This is a genomic window from Streptomyces sp. FH025, assembly GCF_017427025.1.
Taxonomy (GTDB): domain Bacteria; phylum Actinomycetota; class Actinomycetes; order Streptomycetales; family Streptomycetaceae; genus Kitasatospora.
This window is the reverse complement of sequence record NZ_JAFLNG010000019.1, coordinates 12,683-29,581: the sequence shown is the minus strand read 5'-3', so window position 1 is coordinate 29,581 and position 16,899 is coordinate 12,683. Positions and strand designations below refer to the sequence as shown.

At 68.2% G+C, this 16,899-nt stretch carries 21 protein-coding genes and 1 pseudogene; 10 read left to right on the top strand and 12 right to left on the bottom strand.

Features of this window, described 5'->3' with window-relative positions:
* Positions 1-152, bottom strand: a 152-nt coding sequence (locus tag J0670_RS02775) for an NUDIX hydrolase (RefSeq protein ID WP_207809220.1), incomplete at its 3' end; no start/stop codon positions are given.
* A gap of 301 nt (positions 153-453) precedes the next feature.
* Here J0670_RS02775 and J0670_RS02770 point away from each other — a divergent pair.
* A complete protein-coding gene (locus J0670_RS02770; RefSeq protein WP_207809216.1) occupies positions 454-891 on the top strand; it encodes an SRPBCC domain-containing protein in 438 nt (145 codons plus the stop codon).
* 215 nt (positions 892-1,106) lie between these two features.
* On the opposite strand, the gene galE is transcribed toward J0670_RS02770, so the two are convergent.
* Positions 1,107-2,102 (bottom strand): UDP-glucose 4-epimerase GalE, encoded by a 996-nt coding sequence (gene galE, locus J0670_RS02765; protein ID WP_207809214.1) that lies wholly within the window; start codon positions 2,100-2,102, stop codon positions 1,107-1,109.
* A 330-nt stretch (positions 2,103-2,432) separates the two neighbouring features.
* On the opposite strand from galE, the gene J0670_RS02760 reads away from it, so the two are divergent.
* Genes J0670_RS02760 through J0670_RS02750 form a run of 3 tightly spaced genes read left to right on the top strand, consistent with a single transcriptional unit; the run spans position 2,433 to position 4,821 of the window.
* On the top strand, positions 2,433-3,104 hold the full coding sequence (locus tag J0670_RS02760) for a DedA family protein (protein ID WP_243436426.1): 672 nt from the start codon (positions 2,433-2,435) through the stop codon (positions 3,102-3,104).
* A complete protein-coding gene (locus J0670_RS02755) occupies positions 3,101-4,186 on the top strand; it encodes a sensor histidine kinase (RefSeq protein WP_243436425.1) in 1,086 nt (361 codons plus the stop codon). The genes J0670_RS02760 and J0670_RS02755 overlap by 4 nt, the downstream gene beginning before the upstream one ends.
* Positions 4,177-4,821, top strand: coding sequence for a response regulator transcription factor (locus J0670_RS02750; protein WP_207809211.1), 645 nt, complete (start codon positions 4,177-4,179; stop codon positions 4,819-4,821). Before J0670_RS02755 ends, J0670_RS02750 begins: the two co-directional genes overlap by 10 nt.
* Before the next feature lie 37 nt (positions 4,822-4,858).
* Here J0670_RS02750 and J0670_RS02745 read toward each other — a convergent pair whose 3' ends face one another.
* From J0670_RS02745 to J0670_RS02730, 4 genes are all read right to left on the bottom strand, one after another.
* Entirely contained in the window at positions 4,859-5,416 is a 558-nt protein-coding gene (locus J0670_RS02745) for a hypothetical protein (RefSeq protein WP_207809210.1), read from the bottom strand.
* 408 nt (positions 5,417-5,824) lie between these two features.
* Positions 5,825-6,598, bottom strand: coding sequence for a hypothetical protein (locus J0670_RS02740; RefSeq protein ID WP_207809208.1), 774 nt, complete (start codon positions 6,596-6,598; stop codon positions 5,825-5,827).
* 274 nt (positions 6,599-6,872) lie between these two features.
* Entirely contained in the window at positions 6,873-7,706 is an 834-nt protein-coding gene (locus J0670_RS02735; protein WP_207809205.1) for a hypothetical protein, read from the bottom strand.
* A gap of 252 nt (positions 7,707-7,958) precedes the next feature.
* Positions 7,959-8,318: a hypothetical protein gene (locus tag J0670_RS02730; RefSeq protein WP_207809203.1), complete on the bottom strand. Its 360-nt coding sequence runs from the start codon at positions 8,316-8,318 to the stop codon at positions 7,959-7,961.
* Positions 8,319-8,490: 172 nt separating this feature from the next.
* Here J0670_RS02730 and J0670_RS02725 point away from each other — a divergent pair, with 172 nt between their 5' ends.
* Positions 8,491-9,054 carry an HD domain-containing protein gene (locus J0670_RS02725; RefSeq protein ID WP_207809201.1) on the top strand — a complete coding sequence of 188 codons (564 nt, stop codon included), beginning with the start codon at positions 8,491-8,493 and terminating at the stop codon, positions 9,052-9,054.
* On the opposite strand, the gene J0670_RS02720 is transcribed toward J0670_RS02725, so the two are convergent.
* The 4 genes and pseudogenes from J0670_RS02720 to J0670_RS02710 all read right to left on the bottom strand — a co-directional run bounded on the left by J0670_RS02720 (position 9,042) and on the right by J0670_RS02710 (position 11,210).
* A complete protein-coding gene (locus J0670_RS02720) occupies positions 9,042-9,509 on the bottom strand; it encodes an NUDIX hydrolase (protein WP_207809199.1) in 468 nt (155 codons plus the stop codon). The genes J0670_RS02725 and J0670_RS02720 overlap by 13 nt on opposite strands.
* Positions 9,496-9,765, bottom strand: a pseudogene (locus J0670_RS38860) (XRE family transcriptional regulator); the annotation flags it as partial. The pseudogene J0670_RS38860 and the gene J0670_RS02720, both read right to left, overlap by 14 nt.
* A 169-nt stretch (positions 9,766-9,934) precedes the next feature.
* Positions 9,935-10,516, bottom strand: a complete 582-nt coding sequence (locus tag J0670_RS02715; RefSeq protein WP_207809197.1) for an HD family hydrolase — start codon at positions 10,514-10,516, stop codon at positions 9,935-9,937.
* A 193-nt stretch (positions 10,517-10,709) separates the two neighbouring features.
* Complete coding sequence (locus tag J0670_RS02710; RefSeq protein WP_207809195.1) at positions 10,710-11,210, bottom strand: NUDIX domain-containing protein; 501 nt, start codon at positions 11,208-11,210, stop codon at positions 10,710-10,712.
* A gap of 97 nt (positions 11,211-11,307) precedes the next feature.
* Between J0670_RS02710 and J0670_RS02705 the strand changes: the two genes are divergently transcribed.
* Positions 11,308-11,841: an NUDIX domain-containing protein gene (locus J0670_RS02705; RefSeq protein WP_207809193.1), complete on the top strand. Its 534-nt coding sequence runs from the start codon at positions 11,308-11,310 to the stop codon at positions 11,839-11,841.
* Between the two features lie 86 nt (positions 11,842-11,927).
* Here the strand turns inward: J0670_RS02705 and J0670_RS02700 are convergent, their stop codons facing one another.
* Complete coding sequence (locus J0670_RS02700; RefSeq protein ID WP_207809191.1) at positions 11,928-12,287, bottom strand: hypothetical protein; 360 nt, start codon at positions 12,285-12,287, stop codon at positions 11,928-11,930.
* Between the two features lie 22 nt (positions 12,288-12,309).
* Entirely contained in the window at positions 12,310-13,620 is a 1,311-nt protein-coding gene (locus tag J0670_RS02695) for a helix-turn-helix transcriptional regulator (RefSeq protein ID WP_207809190.1), read from the bottom strand.
* Between the two features lie 200 nt (positions 13,621-13,820).
* On the opposite strand from J0670_RS02695, the gene J0670_RS02690 reads away from it, so the two are divergent.
* From J0670_RS02690 to J0670_RS02680, 4 genes are all read left to right on the top strand, one after another.
* Entirely contained in the window at positions 13,821-14,339 is a 519-nt protein-coding gene (locus J0670_RS02690) for an ATP-binding protein (protein ID WP_207809188.1), read from the top strand.
* A 222-nt stretch (positions 14,340-14,561) separates the two neighbouring features.
* On the top strand, positions 14,562-15,686 hold the full coding sequence (locus J0670_RS02685) for a radical SAM protein (protein WP_207809186.1): 1,125 nt from the start codon (positions 14,562-14,564) through the stop codon (positions 15,684-15,686).
* Positions 15,683-15,817, top strand: coding sequence for a hypothetical protein (locus J0670_RS39810; protein ID WP_279382930.1), 135 nt, complete (start codon positions 15,683-15,685; stop codon positions 15,815-15,817). Before J0670_RS02685 ends, J0670_RS39810 begins: the two co-directional genes overlap by 4 nt.
* Before the next feature lie 71 nt (positions 15,818-15,888).
* A complete protein-coding gene (locus tag J0670_RS02680) occupies positions 15,889-16,698 on the top strand; it encodes an aminoglycoside phosphotransferase (protein ID WP_207809184.1) in 810 nt (269 codons plus the stop codon).
* Positions 16,699-16,899 lie beyond the last annotated feature (201 nt).

Below are 16,899 nucleotides of genomic sequence, written 5' to 3'. Positions count from 1 at the left end.
TCCGGCGACTCGCCGGGCTCGATCTCCCCGGCCGGGAACTGCCAGGAGAGTTGGCCCTCGGCCACCCGCCGCCGCACCATCAGCACCCGGCCGTCCTGCACGACGATCGCCACGGCGATGCCCGGGGCTTCCTCGGCGCTCTGCTGGGTCATGTCGACTGCTCCCTCGGGGCGTTGGTCGGTGTCCGAGGCCATCTTGGCCCGCGCCCACGGGCGTTGGTCAGCAGGGCGCCGCCGGCCGCGTGTCGTCGCGACCGGATGACCTCGCTCAGCGGCGCCTGCCCGGGGGAAGGGAAGCGTGGCGGCGAGGCGTGGCGCCCCACCGTTCGGCAGCGCGTGCTCACAGGCCCCGGAAAACTCGCCGAAAAAACTTTCGCGAACAGCGATGAGTTCTCGACGCGGCTCCGGTCTACCCCTGTGAAAGCGACACCGCGACGACGGAGGAGACACCGAGATGACCGAGAACCTGGGCGAGCTGACCATCACCCGCGAGCTGCCGGGCGCCCCGGCCGCCGCGTTCCGGGCGTACATCGACCCTGAGCAGTTCGTTCGCTTCTGGGGGCCGGTCGGCACCCATGTTCCGCTGGACACCGTGACCATCGAGCCGAAGGTCGGCGGGCGCTACGACAGCACCATGGTCGTCGATGCCACCGGCGACCGATTCCCGCTGAAGGCCGAGATCACCGACCTCCGGCCCGGCGAGTTCTTCGCGATGCTGGTGGAGGGTACGGGCATGCGCTCCACCCTCACCTTCACCGACCTCGGTGACGGCCGCACGCGGGTCGTGCTGCACCAGACCGACGTGCCGGCGATGTTCCGCGGCCCGGAGGCCGAAGCGGGCCTCAACTCCAGCTTCGACCGCCTGGTCGAGCACCTCGCCGCCCGGCACTGACCCTCGACGTCGCACCGGAGACCGCGGCCGTGTGCGGGCCGAGTCCCGCACGCCCCTTGGAGCGCCGCCCCGATCAACTCGGGGCGGCGCTCCGTCGTCTTCGGCTGCTTCTCGGTGCCGCCGAAGACCATGCGGTGTCCGCGCGGGCGGGGGCGGGCCGCGCCACTGGCGGGTTTCGGACACTGTCACTCCGGTGGGGTGCTCGGCAGCCGCCTTCACTCCTCTTCGAGGATCGTGTGGCGGGCCTTGTTCCAGGCGAGGGCGGCGGCGATGCCCTCCTGGAGGGTGTGGGTCGGGGCCCACTCCAGGAGGGTGCGGGCGCGGTCGATGGAAGGGTAGGCGCCGGCGTTGTCGCCGGGGCGGGCGACGGTGAGGTGGTGGGGGAGCGGCTCGCCGGTGACGTCCTCGAACGCCTTGATCAGTTCGAAGACGGTGGTGCCGTCGCCGGTTCCGAGGTTGATGGGCAGGTAGCGGGGTCCGGCCTCGGGCAGGACGGTGTCGAAGCGGCGCACCGCGGCGATGTGGGCGGCGGCGAGGTCCCAGACGTGGACGTAGTCGCGGATGCCGGAGCCGTCGCGGGTGGGCCAGTCGGTGCCGGTGACCGGGAACGACTCACCGGCGCGGTAGCGGTCGATCATGACGCCGAGGGCGTGGGTCGGCCTGGTCGTCTGAAGTCCGGTGCGCAGCTTGGGGTCGGCGCCGATCGGATTGAAGTACCGCAGGGTGATGACCCGCAGGTCGGTGCCGCCGGTGACGTCCTCCAGCGCGCCCTCGAAGGCCGCCTTGGTGCGCGCGTACGGGGACAGCGGCTTGAACGGCGCGTCCTCGGTGATGGCCTGGCCGGCGTCGTAGATCGAGGCCGAACCGGAGAAGACGAATCGGTGGCAGCCGTTGCGCAGCAGGTGGGTGACCAGGGCCAGGCCCTTGGTGACGTTGGCATCGTAGTAGCCGAGCGGGTCGGCCACCGATTCGGGCACGACGATCCGGGCGGCGCAGTTGATGGTGGCGTGGATGTCCGGGTGGTCACGGAAGATCCGGTCGATCAGCTCGCCGTCGGCGATGTCGCCCCGGTAGAAGGTGCGGCCGGCGACGAACTCGGGCCGTCCGGTGGACAGATCGTCCAGGATGACGGGCTCGATGCCCTCGTCCAGGCAGGCGCTGGCGATGGTGGACCCGATGAACCCGGCACCGCCGGTGATGAGAACCTTCATGGCCTCTCCCAAATCGGTTGGCGTTGAGGAGAGTTGGTAGCTGATTTCGGCGACTGAAAGGCGACGCCCATGCCGGTCGAAGGCTGCGGGCAGTGCGCCGAACCAGCCCTCCGCGAAGCGGATCCGGCCGCTCGATTCGACCAACTCCACTGCCGTCGACGCGAAAGTCCTCCGCGTCGGTTTCACGGGAGCATACATCTGTGACACACGCCCCATCGGGGACACCGGCGGGGCCTCCGAATCCCCGCATCGGTGGCTGCGGAAAACCACAGTGCGATCGGGCGGTCGACCGCATGGTGGCGGCCCCGCCCGCTTCCTAGCGTGAACGGCATGATCACAACATCGGCTTCCTCGATGCTCCTCACCGCTCCCGCCGAGCCCGCGGGCGGCGTCGCCGGATGGGCCGCCGACGTCATGGGGGCCATCGGCGCCCCGGGGGCCGGGCTGACCAACCTGGTCGACACCGTCCTGCCGTTCGTGCCCAGCGAGGTCATCCTTCCGATCGCCGGATTCGCCGCCGGGCAGGGCCGGTTCAGCCTGCCGACCGTCATCATCTGGACGACGCTCGGCTCCGTCGTCGGCTCCTGGATCGTGTACGCCGCCGGCGCCCTCCTGGGCCGCGACCGCACCCGCGCGCTCGCCGCCCGCGTCCCCTTCGTGAGCCCGCACGAGATCGACCGGGCCGAGGCGTGGTTCGAGCGGCACGGCCGCGCCGCCGTGCTGCTCGCCCGCATGGTGCCGGTGGTGCGCAGCCTCATCTCCGTACCGGCCGGGATCCAACGGATGTCGCTGACGGCCTTCACCGCGATGACCGCCCTCGGCAGTCTGGTGTGGAACACCGTGTTCGTGCTGTTGGGATACTGGCTGGGCGGCAACTGGCAGTTGGTGGAGGAGTACGGGGGATGGGTGTCGAAGGCGGTGGTGGCACTCGCGGTCCTGGCCGTCGCCCGCTGGTTCCTGGTGCGGCTGCGCCGCCGCCCGAGCGCCCGGCACCGCGGTTGAGGCCCGTACGCGCCGCGGCCGGTATCGCGCTCGGCACGGTCTCGGCCTGTGCCGGGCTCGCCGTCCTCGCCGCGGGGGCACTGGTGCGGTCCACCGGGCCGGCGGTCCGGCTGGCCGCGTTGGACCAGCGACGCGTCGCCGTCCTGCTCGGCGGCGCCGCCGCTTCCTCGGACGGCATCGAGCCGCGACGGGCCGCCGCCTACCTGTGGTGCCGGATCCCGGTCGGGCTGCTCGGCGGCGGGGCGCTGTTCCTGCTGGCAGCGGGCGCGTGGACGGCTGCGTCCGGGCTGTTGCGCTGGCTGGCCGGGCACGACGCGGACGGCATGGCTCCGACCTGGCCGATCGCCGGATACCTCCTCGCAGTCGGCCTGCTGCTGCTCTTCCTCGACCTGGCCGGACTGGCCGCCGTCGCCGACCTGGAACGAAGGCTGGTGTGCCGCTTCCTCGGCCCCGACGAACTGGCCCGGATGCGCCGCCGGATCGACGAACTGGCCGCCACCCGGTCCGGGATCGTCGAGGCCGTGGACACCGAACGGCGCCGCATCGAGCGCGACCTGCACGACGGGCTGCAGCAGCGGCTGATCGTGGTGGCGATGCTGCTCGGACGGGCGCGCCGCAAGAACTCCGAGGAGCTGTACCGGCAGGCACAGACCGAGGTCGAGCAGGCGTTGGAGGAACTGCGGCAGGTGGCGTGGCGAGTGTATCCCGCATCGCTGGACCAGCTGGGACTGCGCGAGGCACTGGCCGTGGACGCCGAACGCTCAGCCATTCCGGTGCACCTCAGCGGCAACCTGACGCGGCGGCCGAGCCCTGCCGTCGAAACGGCCGCCTACTTCGCGGTGCGCGAAGCCCTCACCAACTCGGCCAAGCACGCCGGGGCCACGCGGATCGAGGTGACGATCGACCAGGACACCGACGTGGTCAGGGTGTCGGTGCGCGACGACGGACGTGGCGGCGCCGATCCCGCCGGGCCGGGACTGGCCGGACTGGCGCGCCGCATCGCCGCGCTGGACGGACGCCTGACCGTGGACAGCCCGCCCGGCGGCCCCACGCATGTGATCGCGGAGCTGCCATGCGGTTGATGATCGCCGAGGACTCCGCACTGCTGCGCGCGGGCCTGGTACGCCTCCTGGAAGACGAAGGACACGAGGTGACCGCCGCGGTGGGGGACGCGGACGCGCTGCTGGCCGCGGTGGCCACCGGGCCCCCGGACGTCACCGTCGTGGACGTCCGCATGCCTCCGAGCCACACCGACGAGGGCTTGCGGGCCGCGCTGCGGCTTCGGGCCGAGCATCCGCAGGTGGGAGTGCTGGTGCTGTCGCAGTACGTCGAGCAGCGGTACGCCACCGAGCTGCTGGCGGCCGACACCCGGGGCGTGGGATACCTGCTGAAGGACAGGATCGGAAGGGTGGAGGAGTTCCTGTCCGCGCTGGAACGGGTGCACGACGGCGGCACGGTGTTCGACCCGGAGGTGGTGCGTCGCCTCCTGGCACGCACGCGCCACACCGACGACCTCGACCTGCTGACGGACCGTGAGCGGACCGTGCTGACACTCATGGCCCAGGGCCACACCAACACGGCCATCGCGCAGCGACTGTTCGTCTCCAGGAGCGCGGTGGAGAAGCACACCAACGCGGTGTTCGACAAGCTGCGGCTGCCGCGGGACGACGGCACCAACCGCAGGGTGCTGGCCGTCCTGCGCTTCCTGGGGAGCTGACTGCCGTGCCCGGCCGATCCGCGCTGCCCAAGTGCTCCTAGGAATTGGCCACGGCGGCGGCGAAGTCGTCGGCGCTGCCCTGGAAAGCCGGCCCCTCGTCGTTGACGGGAGTGACGGCGCCGCCCTTGACCTCGAAACGCCCGGTCGGACCGCCGACCACCATGTAGGAGCCGGGCTCGTACTCCTCCAGGAAGAGCACACAGGTCTCGGACACGGTGAACAGCGGGTCGTCCTTGACCTGGTGGACGGCGCCGTCCACGACTCCGCCCGTCTGGTGCACGGTGATGGCGGAGCCCGGGGTGAGGACGCGGCCGGCCTGGGCGTACAACACCTTGTCGACCGTGAACTCGAAGTCGGTGGAGAGCACGCCGCTCTTCCGGTCCGTCTGCTGGAGCAGCACCTTGCTGAAGTGCCCCTGGGCGGCGGTCTGGGAGTGCTTCTTCAGGTCGGCCACCGAGTGGTAGGCCACCGCCCAACTGGCCTCCAGTTCCACGGTCTTTCGGGTGCCGGCCGGACCGCCGTCGCCGCAGGCCGTCAGCGCCATGACCGCCGCCGAGACCATGGCAACCAGGGCTCCCACGCGCTTGGCGGACATGTCGCAAACCCTTCCGTTGCTGGCCATCTGTCTTCATGGCAAAGGGAGTTGATGTTGCCGCCGTCAATGGTCGGACTATAACCATGGAGCGTCGCCGCAAACCAAGCGCGTACCCGGGGCCCTCCCCGGGCACGCGTCGCGAACTCCAGGTGAGGGCGGTGGCAACGCCGCCCTGGCGGGTGTGGGTCGGGCCTCGGCCGGTTCGGCCTGACGGTCACTTCTGTGGGCAGCACCGGGTATGGCTGGACGAACCGGACCAGGTGATCGGCTGACAGCCGGATTGTGCGGCGCACCATCGGGGTCTGACCGCTCGGCCGCCCGACCGCCCGACCGCCCGCCGGCCCGGCGCGATCGGCCGGGTCGGCGGGCGGCGCCCCAGGGTTCGGGGAGTCCGTGCCGCGGATGGGATCAGTCGCGGACGAGCATCGAGCCGCCCAGGCCGCTGCAGTAATCCTTGTTGTAGTAGGTGGTGTGGAAGCCGGCCGGAACGGGCTGGTACGGGCACATCCACATGCCCGGTTTGGCCAGCACCGTGTACCAGGCTCCGATGCCGCCGTTGCACATGGTGTCGCTGTGGTAGATGTTGACGTACCCGGGCTGGAACGGTGAGCCCGCGCAGGTCCAGATGCCGTCCTTGACCTTCTGCATGTACCAGGCGTCGATGTTGTCGCAGCCCATGCCGTTGGGGTAATGCTGGGTGAGTACGTACCCGGGCGGCTGCGGCGAGGTGCCGCAGGTCCACAGGCCGTCGATGGGCAGCCGCATGTACCAGGAGTCCATGCCGTCGCAGCCGTTGCGCGTGTGGCCAGAGAGCACGTAGCCGGGCGGGATCGGCGAGGTGGCGCAGGTCCAGATGCCGTCCTTCACGGGTACCTGGAGCCACTGGCCGGCTCCGTTGCACCCGGCCATGTGCGCGACGAGAACCCAGCCCGGCGGGATGGGTGTCCCGCTGCAGACCCACCCGACCACCGGCCCGGCGCTGGGAGCGGATTCGGCGGCGGGGGCGGATGCGGCGGTGGGCGCGGCGGCGGATGTAGTGGCAGGCGCGGCACTGGCGGTGCCGGCGGCGGTTCCGGTGAGGACGGCCGCCAGCAGGGCGACCACCCCCACCAGGGCGGCGAGCCGGCCCCGGAGGGCCGCGATCGAGGGACGGTCCAGCAGTCGGTGATGCCTTCTGATCACTTCACACCAGTCCAATCGGAAGGTCCGTACGACCCCGAACGACCATGGTCGTACGGGGCCGGGTTGTGGAGCTGGTGTGAGCGTAGACATACTTGGAACGCTCCAAAAGATGCGGCATGGACACATCGGCAATTTGGCCGGAAATATCCGTAGTGCACCGTCAATCCGCTTTGTCAGGGCCGCAGTTGATGGTGTCCCGGTGCGGCCGTCCGGTCATCGTTCAAGTGCCGCCCGCCTGAGGCCTCGACCAGGGGGTCGAGGGCCGGTCATCCGGTCATCCGGTGATCGCGGAGAGCCTCCTTCGTAGAGGCTCCTCAAGGTCGAGGTTGTCGCCTCGCGTGGTGGTCTGCAGTAGTTCTGTGATGACGACCAGTTCGGCGAACTGTCCGGCCGGAGTGTCGAGGATGTGGGCGAGTCGGTGACGGACCCGGGCGGCGGTGTCCGGCACGAGGAGGCTGTACGAGTGCAACAGCGCGGCGTCGTACCCGGCGGGCGCGACGCCCCAGCCTTCCCAGTCGAGGACCGTGAGGGTTGGGCCCGTGAGGTTGGCCCAGTGCAGGTCACCGTGGGCCGTCGTCCAGGCAGGCACCTTGGTGTCGATCGGGATACCCAGGTACTGGGGCATGGCGCGGTCCAGGTATTCCTGCCGGACCGCCACCCGGTCGCTGGGAACGGTGGCAATGGCGTCGAGGGCGGTGCTGAGCCCGTCCCACCAGGCGTCGTCCAGGTCGGGCGCATCCCGGAGGATCGGCTCGTGAGTCGTGATGGTGGAGGCGGTGACCTTGTCGTACAGCTCCGCCAGGTAGCCGTGCTCGCCCTCGGTCCAGGTTCGCCGCCCCCGAAGACGCGGCCTGGGTACCGCAGGAGGCATGAGCCGCTCCGCCTCCTGCGGTCCCTCCCAGAGCTTTCCGCCGGCCTTGTCGGCCGGAGCGGACACCAGACGGAGCCAGCCCTCGCCGGACGCCGTGGCAACCGGGCGGCTGAGGGTACGCCCGCGCCAGCCCCACGCTTCGCGCGAGCCGACCGGCGTCGCGTCGAGCGCCGCTGCGGCTGTGGCGTGCATCCCGCGCATCCGTCTGGCGGTGTCCGGCTCAGGTTCCGAGTACATCAACGACCCTTCGAAGTGTGTCCGGAGACAACGGCGTTCGGCCGACAGTTTCGGCGGCCTGCATCCGGTAGCCGCCGTTTCCTCACCGGCGGTCCGCCATCGAACTCACCGGCCACCCCGGCATTCGAGCGCTGCCGCCTCGGCATTGCCGAGGCGGCAGCGCGAAAATCCACCGTGCAATGCGCAGGAGGAAGCCTCTTGTCTGCATGTCTGCCTCGCTTCAGCGGCGAGGCAGACATGCGGAGAGACAGATCAGACGGATTGCTCGATGTGCTCGAAGATGTCGGCGTCCGTTTCCTTCTGCCAGTCGGGCAGGGCGTCCCAGTCGGCGACGTAGCTCGGCTTCGGGTTCGGGATGTGCTTGTGGATCTGGGCGATCCAGCACAGGGCGATGAAGCGGCCCTTCTGCTCACGACTGAGTTTGGTGGTCGTCCCGCCGCTCACGATGATGAAGTCGCGGACCTGTCCGAACACGGCGGCGGCCGACTGCCGTTCCCAGTCCGGGGTCTCCTCCCAAGGCGTGATGTAGCCCGGCTTCGGTTCACCCGGGAAGTGCTGCTTGACCCCGGCGATCCACGCCTCGCGGAAGATCCGGCCGTCCTCGTTCTCCATGCTCAGTCCTCTCGTCGTCCGTTCAGGATGGGATCGCGGGCAGACCTGCGATCTGCCTATCTACCAGCCCATGCGCTTGGTGTGCTTGAGCGTCCCCGCTTCGGCGTGACGTCGACCGCGCATCGTCTGGCCCCGAATGCGTAGTGATGGTTATCACGGGAACCATCGACGCATGAGCGAAGAGCCGGCTTCTTGGGCCAGGATGGTGGCGAAGAACGAGCTTGCCGAGCCGTTGCCCCGGCGCTGGGCGCACACTCAAGGCGTGGGAGACCGAGCCGGCCGCCTCGAAAGAGTTCTCGGCCATCAGGCTGGGCTTCTCACCTGTGCCGCTCTGCTGCACGATGTCGGCTACGCGCCGAGGTTGGCGGTAACAGGGTTCCACCCGCTCGATGGTGCGCGGTTCCTCCGTGATGTCCATGGGGCTGATGACCAGCTCACGCGGTTGGTGGCGAACCACTCGTTCGCGCTGCTTGAGGCCGAGGAACGCGGCCTCCGGGAGGTACTGGAGGCCGAGTTCCCGCTGCTGGAGGACCAGCACCTGGTCGACGCCCTGGTGTGGTGCGACATGACGACAACGCCCGACGGTCGCCCGACCACGGCCGAGGAACGCGTGGCGGAGATCCTCGGCCGCTACGGGGCGGAGAGCGTGGTGGGGCGGTTCATCCGTCGGGCGTCGCCGGAGATCTTCGAGGCCGTGGCGCGTGTGGAGGCGGCGCTGGGGGCTCAGCCGAGGTAGGGATAGGTGCCGGAGAGGTAGTCGCCGATCTGCTGGCGCATGCTGGGGTGGATGTCGTACTGGTCGAGGTCGGCGGGCTGGACGAAGCGGACGCCGTCGGCTTCGTCGTTGATCGTGGGCTCGCCGCCGATGGGGCGGCCGATGTAGGCGTTCTCGTACTGCTGGCGGATCTCGCCGTCGGTGTAGGCGACGATGTGGTTCGGGTTGGTGTAGACGCCGAGGAAGCCGGTGATCTCGGCTCGGATGCCGCTCTCCTCCAGGCACTCGCGCACCGCGCACTCGGCGGCGGTCTCCCCGATGTCCTGCGCTCCGCCGGGCAGTGCCCACTGGCCCGTGTCGCGGCGGCGCTGCAGAAGGATGGCGCCGGAGTCGTCGACGACGAGCAGATTGCTGGCGGGGATGAGGGTGTTGGCCTTGGGGGCGTTGGGGTCGTTGTAGTACTCAGTCCTGCCCATGTGCGGCGGTCCCCTCCTGGTCGGGCATCCAGGGCCGCGCGTGGGCCCAGACTGCTTCGAAGCTCTGAGCGTAGTTGTCGAACCAGCCGGTGGTGTCCACTCGCTTGAGATGGAGCAGGGGGTTGGCGCTGGCTGGCTGGCCGAAGATATGCGGGTTGACCAGCAGGTTGTCGTCGTATCGGAATGGTGAGTTGTACAGCGTGGTGTTGTGAAGCCTTACCTCGCAGCTCTCTTCAGGGAGTAGGGGACGGTAGTAAGCGGCGCGCTCGAGGGCGTGCTCTACCTGCCACTGGGCGAGGCCTGTCTATGACCGGTCGTCATGCCGGTGATTCGGTCGGCCAGTTCCGAGACCGGGGCATCGCTGCGGTAGGGCCCGAGAAGCCAGCCGAACTCCTGAAGGTGGGCGTCGCACTCGGAGACTCGGTTCAGCGTGGCTTCTCTCCGAGGGCGTGGCGGAGCCAGTCGAGCGAGTCGGTTGCCAGGATGGCGTCGGCGAGATCGGTGGCGGTCTTCGTGGTCAACCGCCCTCGACTGTTGTCGATCCACCGCTGTGCGTTCACGTATCCCTGGGCGAGGTACTCGACTCCTTGGAGCAGGCACTCCAGCTTGTCGGCATCCCGGGCGCAGACGGCTTCGGGCGACTCCTTGCCTTCGTACTCGGCGATGAGGTCCTGCACGGTCGATGCCAGGACCTCGGGCATGCCTTCGACCTGGTCGGCCGTGACCGCCTCCGGGTCGGCCCTGGTCGCGTACTTCTTGCCGAGGTAGTTGACGTCACCGGTCCGCGTCTCGGCGACGTCGTGCCAGGTGGCGAGGAAGGCGGCCCGCGCGGGATCGGCGCCTTCGAGCCTGGCGATGATCGAGGCGAGAAGCGAAGTCCGCCAGGAATGCTCGGCGACCGACTCGGGATCGCGAACGCCGGCCATCCACCAGCCCGTGCGCTTGGTGTGCTTGAGCGTCCCCGCTTCGAACAGGAACCGCGCCACGGGGGACAGGTCGTCGGCCACCGTCTGACTCCTTTCACGCCTCGGCGAGGCGAATACGTGCGAATGTTCTTCAGGTAACTCATCGTCAAAGAAGCGCAATGTGACCGAGGTTCTCGTCTGAGTCATGGCATCGCGGGGCGACGGGTCGGTCGGGGGCGGACGGTAGCCATGGAGCACCGCCATAAATGCAAGCCGATTGCTTCGGGTGGCGTCGTCAACCCTGCCACGAGTCGAGGGAGACGCTGGGGCCGCTGTTGAGGTAGCTGAGCAGAGCTGACCTGGTGGTGGAGACGAATTCGTCCGGCACGGCGTCGGTGTCGGTCCATGCGACCTCCGAGTGCTTGGCGGGTTCCCCGTTCGCGAGTTCGCCGTACCACCGGTGGGCGGCGAAGACGACGGTCAGGAAGCCGTTGGGTGCCTCGACGCCTCGGGCCCCGTGGATGACGTGGGCCAGTCGCAGATCCTCTGGAGAGACTGCGAGTCCAGTCTCCTCCTTGAGTTCGCGAACCGCCGTCTCCGTGATCGGTTCGCCGGGTTCGTTCTTGCCGACGGGCAGATCCCACATGCCTTGGGCGAACTTGGCCTTGGGCCCTCGCCGGAGAAGGACAACACGCTGGGCTTCGAGGTCGTGGACGATGACGGCGGCGACCAGCAGGGTCATCGACTCCGTGGCGGGCTTGAGAGTACTGGTCTCGTCGGCGGTCGGCTGAGCCATGTCGGTCGGGTCCTTCCTGCGGTGCGGATGCCATGAGGGCACACATCATTCACCCGGTCTCTGAGATGCTATGGGCCCACCGAGAGGGGCCGCAGCCATGCAGTGGAAGATCCACGGGGAACGTCCGATCTACGAGAACCCGTGGGTGAATCTGTGGCTGGCCGATGTCGAACAGCCCGATGGGCACCGCTGGGAACACCACGTGGTCAAGCTGCGGCACCTCGCGGTCGCTGCCATCGTGAACAGCGACAAACAGGTCCTCATGATGTGGCGGCACCGCTTCATCACCGACACCTGGGCCTGGGAGCTCCCGATGGGGCTGATCGAGCCGGACGAGACGCCGGCGGAGGCGGCAGCCCGTGAGGCTCTGGAGGAGACCGGCTGGAAGGTCGGCGAGGTCAAGCCACTGATCTACGCCCAGCCTGCCAACGGGATCACCGACTCCGAGCACTTCGTTTTCCGCGCTGATGCCGTCGAGCAGGTGGGTCCTCCCACCGAACGCAACGAGTCCGACCGGATCGAGTGGATTCCCCTGACCGAGCTGCGCGGCATGATCGACCGTCGTGAGATCGTCAGCAGCGGCACGCTCGTGGGCGTGCTCTATCTCCTACTGGACGAAGCCGGCCTCTGATCACCCGGCCATATCGGCGATCCGGTCGGGCACTATGTGCATGTCTGCCTCGCTTCAGCAGCGAGGCAGACATGCGGAGAGACAGATCAGACGGATTGCTCGATGTGCTCGAAGATGTCGGCGTCCGTTTCCTTCTGCCAGTCGGGCAGGGCGTCCCAGTCGGCGACGTAGCTCGGCTTCGGGTCCGGGATGTGCTTGTGGATCTGGGCGATCCAGCACAGGGCGACGAAGCGGCCCTTCTGTTCGCGGTTGAGCTTGGCGGTCGTCCCGCCGCTCACGATGATGAAGTCGCGGACCTGTCCGAACACGGCGGCGGCCGACTGCCGTTCCCAGTCCGGGGTTTCCTCCCAAGGCGTGATGTAACCCGGCTTCGGCTCACCCGGGAAGTGCTGCTTGACCCCGGCGATCCACGCCTCGCGGAAGATCCGGCCGTCCTCGTTCTCCATGCTCAGTCCTCTCGTCGTCCGTTCAGGATGGGATCGCGGGCAGGCTTGCGATCTGGCTGCTCAGGGCGGAGATGCGCCGGTCGGCCTTGAGCGGTTCGAGGCGCCCTTGCAGCTCCCTCAGTTTGCGACCGACGTATCCCGAACCATTCTGCTGGGCGACCGACAAGGCTTCACCGGCGTAGAACAGTAGGCGATCACTGTCTCTTTGCTGAACCCCGAGTATGGCCAGATCGGTGAGAACGCTCGCCCGACGCCGTGGGGAAAGCGGCTGGTTCAACGCCTCGGCTAGGGCCTCCTCCGCAAGATCGGGCCGCCCGAGCCGTGTGTAGCAGGTGCCTCGCTCCTCCGCCAACCGGGAACCGTCGAACCGCAGCCAGCCGCCGTTGTGGACTTGCCCCCTCAGCGAGTGGATTTCGCCAGCGAGATCCAAAGCCCGGTTGCATGAGTCAACGTCTCCCAGGCTGGCGAACGCCTCGGCTTGGACAACCGCTACCCAGTGGCGAGTCGAGAGCCCGTGATCTCCGCGTTTGGCCAGCTCCGAAGCCGCGTTTAGTAGCGGAACCGCCCTGGCGAATTGCCGTTCGTACAGGCTGATGAAGGCCTGTCGGGTCAGAGCACAGGCCCACAGATCGTGGGTCCCGGCCTCACGGGCGGCGCTGGCGGCGAGGGTGTAGCAGTGCGCTGCCTCGGTGTAGCGGTTGCTGTCGAAGAAGATCTCACCGGCCAGTTGCAGGAGGTCCGCAGTGGCGGTGCAAAGTCCTTTGTGTTCTGCTTCGGTCCGGGTCCGCTCGAAGGCGCCGATGAGTGCGCTGAGGTGTTCCCGGACCATCGGATAGACGGCGGACTTGGTGCGGGCGAGCGAGAAGCTCTGCCACAGGTGCGCATTCACCTGGCTGTACCTGTCCAGGTCTGCGGCGAAAGGACCAGCGCCGTAGCCCGCCTCCTGGTCAGAACCGATGGGCGGCAGCGCAACCAACGTGCCCGTGATGCTCAGTATCTGAAGGAACTCGCGGCGGTTCATTTCGTCAACGTCACTCACATCCAGGTAGGTCCAGGAAACCGCAGGGCTGGTCGAGATCGCCATCCCGGCCTGTGGGGTGGCCATCACCGGATCGTTGCCGGTCGGCTGTGGAACGAACAGGGTTTCAAGTTCTGCGGTGGTGAGCTTCAACAACTGGGCGAGCTTGGGCCGGATGTGTGGCTGCGGCTCGGTCTCGCCACGCTCCCAACGGGCGACCGTCGACCGATCGACATCGAGCGTTTCGGCGAACCTCTCCTGACTGTAGCCCAGGGCTTTTCGCTTCCGCGCCAGCTGTGGCCTGGTGGCCGCCATGCTGTTGTCCCTTCGCTCTGCTGATGCATTGATCCAGGTCAGAGCTCCTGGTGCATCGAGTATGCACCAGAACCGCACCCGAACTGCTCTGGCTTGCCCCAACTCCCGCCTGTTTCCTGGGTGATGCGGCGCCGGAACGCCGCGAGGGAGAAGCGTGAAGGCGCGCGATCGCCGAGATATCGGCTTGGAGTGGAACGGCTATGACTCCGCTGAACACCGTGATGGTCCTGGTGCTCTGTCAATGGGACGTCGAAGCAGACGTTGCTGCGGTGCCCCTGGCTCGTCACAAGGTCACGCAGATCGTTCGGTCCTGGGGTATCCCCATGTCGGACGATTCGATGCGGGACGCGGAACTGTGCGCCGGCGAGTTGCTGGCCAATGCCATCGAGTACGCGCAGGGGCGCTTCCGCATCGTGGTCCGGTGGACCGGCGTCCGTCTGAGGGTCGAGGTCGCAGACCGGAATCCGCAGCCGCCGGCCAGGAACAAGGCCGACGACATGGCAACTGGTGGCCGTGGCCTCCTGCTGGTGGAGGCGCTGGCCCACTCCTGGGGCTGGTATCCGGTGGAGGCGGGCAAAGTGGTGTGGTTCGAGGTGGCGCCCGACGAGAGCGTGATGGGAGATGCACGGCTCGCCGCGCTCGTCTTCGTGGCTCAGGCCGGAGCGCAACAGTCGGGGTTGAACCTCGGGGACAAGCCGAAGGCGCAGGTCGTGCCGTGACGACCTCTTCCGCGCTGCCCCAGTACGAGATCCGTGTGATCGACTCCCGGAGCCCCCACTTCCTGCTGCTGGACTGCTGGAGCATCTACGACCGCGAACAGCATACGTACGTACGTGTTCCGGGCTCTTCGGACCGGATCAGGCGCTTCTACAACCGGTCGGCCGCTGAGGCGCATCTGCGAGTCCTCCGCGCGGCCGCCGACCACCGAGAGAAGGAGAGGCATGTTGCACGACCTGATCGCGAGCCCGTTCCTCAGCAGCTTTGTTGTGCTCAGACCGGGCCGCCTGGAGGGCATCAGGCTGCCCGAAGAGCGGTTCCAGGAACTTGAACGAGCCCGTGACTCCGGGCTCTACCTTCCGTCCTGGCTGGCAGACGCCGCCCGTGTGCGATGGGGCGTGGAACTGGCTTCTCGGCGCGTGGACGCTGCTGTTCTGTTCCGCGACGCCCCGGTGTACGGGCACAGCCGGGCGAGTTGGGAGATCAACCTCGGATGCGACCTGGACTGTGAGCACTGCTACCTCGGAGAGAAGCGGTTCGCGGGCCTGGACGCTGAGGGCAAGCAGCAGTTGCTCCTGATGCTGCGGGACGCCGGAGTCCTGTGGCTCCAGGTCACGGGCGGCGAGGCGTTGATCGACCCGCACTTCGCCGCCTCGTGCCAGCTCGCGTACGAGCTGGGGATGATGATCGAGGTCCTGACGAACGGCACGCGGTTGTCGAACCCTGCCGTCCTGGAGGCGCTCGCCACCAGCAGGCCGTACCGGGTCACCGTCTCCCTCTACGGGGCGACTGCGGAAACGTACGACTCGTTCACTCGTCGCCGGGGCGCCTACAAGCGGGTCACACGCGGACTGTCCGCCGGGATCGAGGCCGGTCTTCCGCTGCAACTGGCGCTGATCGTCACCGCGCAGAACGCGCACGAGCACGACCGGATGCGCGCGATGGCTGACGAACTCGGTTGTCCCTACAAGGAGTACACGCACATGTCGCCGACGATCTACGGCGGCGCCGAATCGCTCGGATCTCAGTCGCCCGCCCACCTGAAACCGCTCGAACGATTCGCGGGCTGCAACGCGGGCCACACGTTCCTCCACGTCGACCCGCACGGAAGGGCCTCGATCTGCAAGGTCGGCCGCGACGAGCAGATCGACCTCATGGCCGAAGGCGCACAAGGCCTCGCCAGGCTCGGCGGAATCGCCGACCGCCTCATGCTTCGCACCGGTGGCTGCTCCGGCTGCCAGCTCTCCGGGAACTGCTCGGTTTGCCGGCCGCTGGCCAAGCGCTACCAGGAGGCGAAGGCACCACTGAACACCTACTGCCAACACGGACAGAAAGGAAGTGCAGCATGACCGCTGTCATGGTCGAGATGACCGCCACCCGGCGTGAACAGGACGACGAGACGTTGGAGTTCATCGACAACATGGAGGACTTCGGCGCCGACGCCCTCCCCGGGTGCAGCGACGACAACCCGTACCGCTAGATCGCTTTCCCCGGAGGCCGACGGCTGTGGTGCCGTCGGCCTCCGGGCTGACTTCTGGGAGCCTGGACACCGTGACCACCACCCGCATTCACTGGGCGGATCTGCCCGACTCCGTGCACAGGGCTGTCGCCGCCCGCCTCGGCATGCCGGTTCTCGCTGCGGAGACCGCCTCGGCCGGTTTCAACTCCGAGATTGCCGCCAAGCTCACCACCTCCACGGGCGCCGTCTTCGTCAAGGGGATGCAGCTGAGTCACCCGCGCGTGTGGACGCAGCGGCGCGAGGCGGAGATTAACCCCTACGTGGAAGGCCTCGCTCCCGCGCTGCTGTGGCACCTGGAGGTCGACGACTGGAGCCTCGTCGCTTTCGAGCACGTCGAGGCCCGCCACGCGGACTACCGGCAGGCCGGGGACCTGGAGTTGATGGTCGACGCCCTCAGCCGACTCGGCCGCACCCCGTGTCCCCCGATCGAGCTCCGTCGCGCTGAACAGCGGTGGGCCGCCTACGTGGACGACCCCGGGATGCTGGCCCGGTTCGCCGGAAACTCCTTGCTGCACACCGACTTGAACAACGAGAACGTCCTGATTCAGAGGGGCCGTGCACTTCTGGTCGACTGGGCGTGGGCCACGCGTGGAGCGCCCTGGATCGACGCGGCCCTGTGGGTGATCTGGCTGATTGCGGCGGGCGATCACAGCCCAGCTGAGGCGGAGGCATGGGCCGCCAGGCTTCCAGCATGGAGGCTCGGCGATCCGACGGTTGTGGACGTCTTCGCGCAGGCCCAGGCCCGGATGTGGGCCGACATCGCCGGAGATGACCCGGACCCGTGGACTGCTGACCTCAACCAGGCAGCCCAGCAGTGGGCTCGCTTTCGAGGCAGTCGCTGAGCATCCCCGGCTTGCGGAGTGAGGGGAGCGCGGTCTTGTGCGCGCTTGCGCCGCCCTAATGAGTGATGTGAGTGGGGGATTGAGGCGTTGTTACGGCATTACGGTGAATATTGCGATGCCGGGTGTCCGTAGGGGCGCTCGGCGCGTGAGCAAAAAAGTGATCCCCGGCGGTGCGGCTAACACCCCGGGGTATGGCACCAG

Coding starts and splice junctions, on each gene's coding strand:
- J0670_RS02685 (WP_207809186.1), top strand. CDS start 14,562: ATGTTGCACGACCTGATCGCGAGCCCGTTCCTCAGCAGCTTTGTTGTG.
- J0670_RS02735 (WP_207809205.1), bottom strand. CDS start 7,706: ATGTACTCGGAACCTGAGCCGGACACCGCCAGACGGATGCGCGGGATG.
- J0670_RS02720 (WP_207809199.1), bottom strand. CDS start 9,509: ATGGGCAGGACTGAGTACTACAACGACCCCAACGCCCCCAAGGCCAAC.
- J0670_RS02700 (WP_207809191.1), bottom strand. CDS start 12,287: ATGGAGAACGAGGACGGCCGGATCTTCCGCGAGGCGTGGATCGCCGGG.
- J0670_RS02760 (WP_243436426.1), top strand. CDS start 2,433: ATGATCACAACATCGGCTTCCTCGATGCTCCTCACCGCTCCCGCCGAG.
- J0670_RS02695 (WP_207809190.1), bottom strand. CDS start 13,620: ATGGCGGCCACCAGGCCACAGCTGGCGCGGAAGCGAAAAGCCCTGGGC.
- J0670_RS02770 (WP_207809216.1), top strand. CDS start 454: ATGACCGAGAACCTGGGCGAGCTGACCATCACCCGCGAGCTGCCGGGC.
- J0670_RS02725 (WP_207809201.1), top strand. CDS start 8,491: ATGAGCGAAGAGCCGGCTTCTTGGGCCAGGATGGTGGCGAAGAACGAG.
- galE (WP_207809214.1), bottom strand. CDS start 2,102: ATGAAGGTTCTCATCACCGGCGGTGCCGGGTTCATCGGGTCCACCATC.
- J0670_RS02745 (WP_207809210.1), bottom strand. CDS start 5,416: ATGTCCGCCAAGCGCGTGGGAGCCCTGGTTGCCATGGTCTCGGCGGCG.
- J0670_RS39810 (WP_279382930.1), top strand. CDS start 15,683: ATGACCGCTGTCATGGTCGAGATGACCGCCACCCGGCGTGAACAGGAC.
- J0670_RS02690 (WP_207809188.1), top strand. CDS start 13,821: ATGACTCCGCTGAACACCGTGATGGTCCTGGTGCTCTGTCAATGGGAC.
- J0670_RS02730 (WP_207809203.1), bottom strand. CDS start 8,318: ATGGAGAACGAGGACGGCCGGATCTTCCGCGAGGCGTGGATCGCCGGG.
- J0670_RS02750 (WP_207809211.1), top strand. CDS start 4,177: ATGCGGTTGATGATCGCCGAGGACTCCGCACTGCTGCGCGCGGGCCTG.
- J0670_RS02705 (WP_207809193.1), top strand. CDS start 11,308: ATGCAGTGGAAGATCCACGGGGAACGTCCGATCTACGAGAACCCGTGG.
- J0670_RS02710 (WP_207809195.1), bottom strand. CDS start 11,210: ATGGCTCAGCCGACCGCCGACGAGACCAGTACTCTCAAGCCCGCCACG.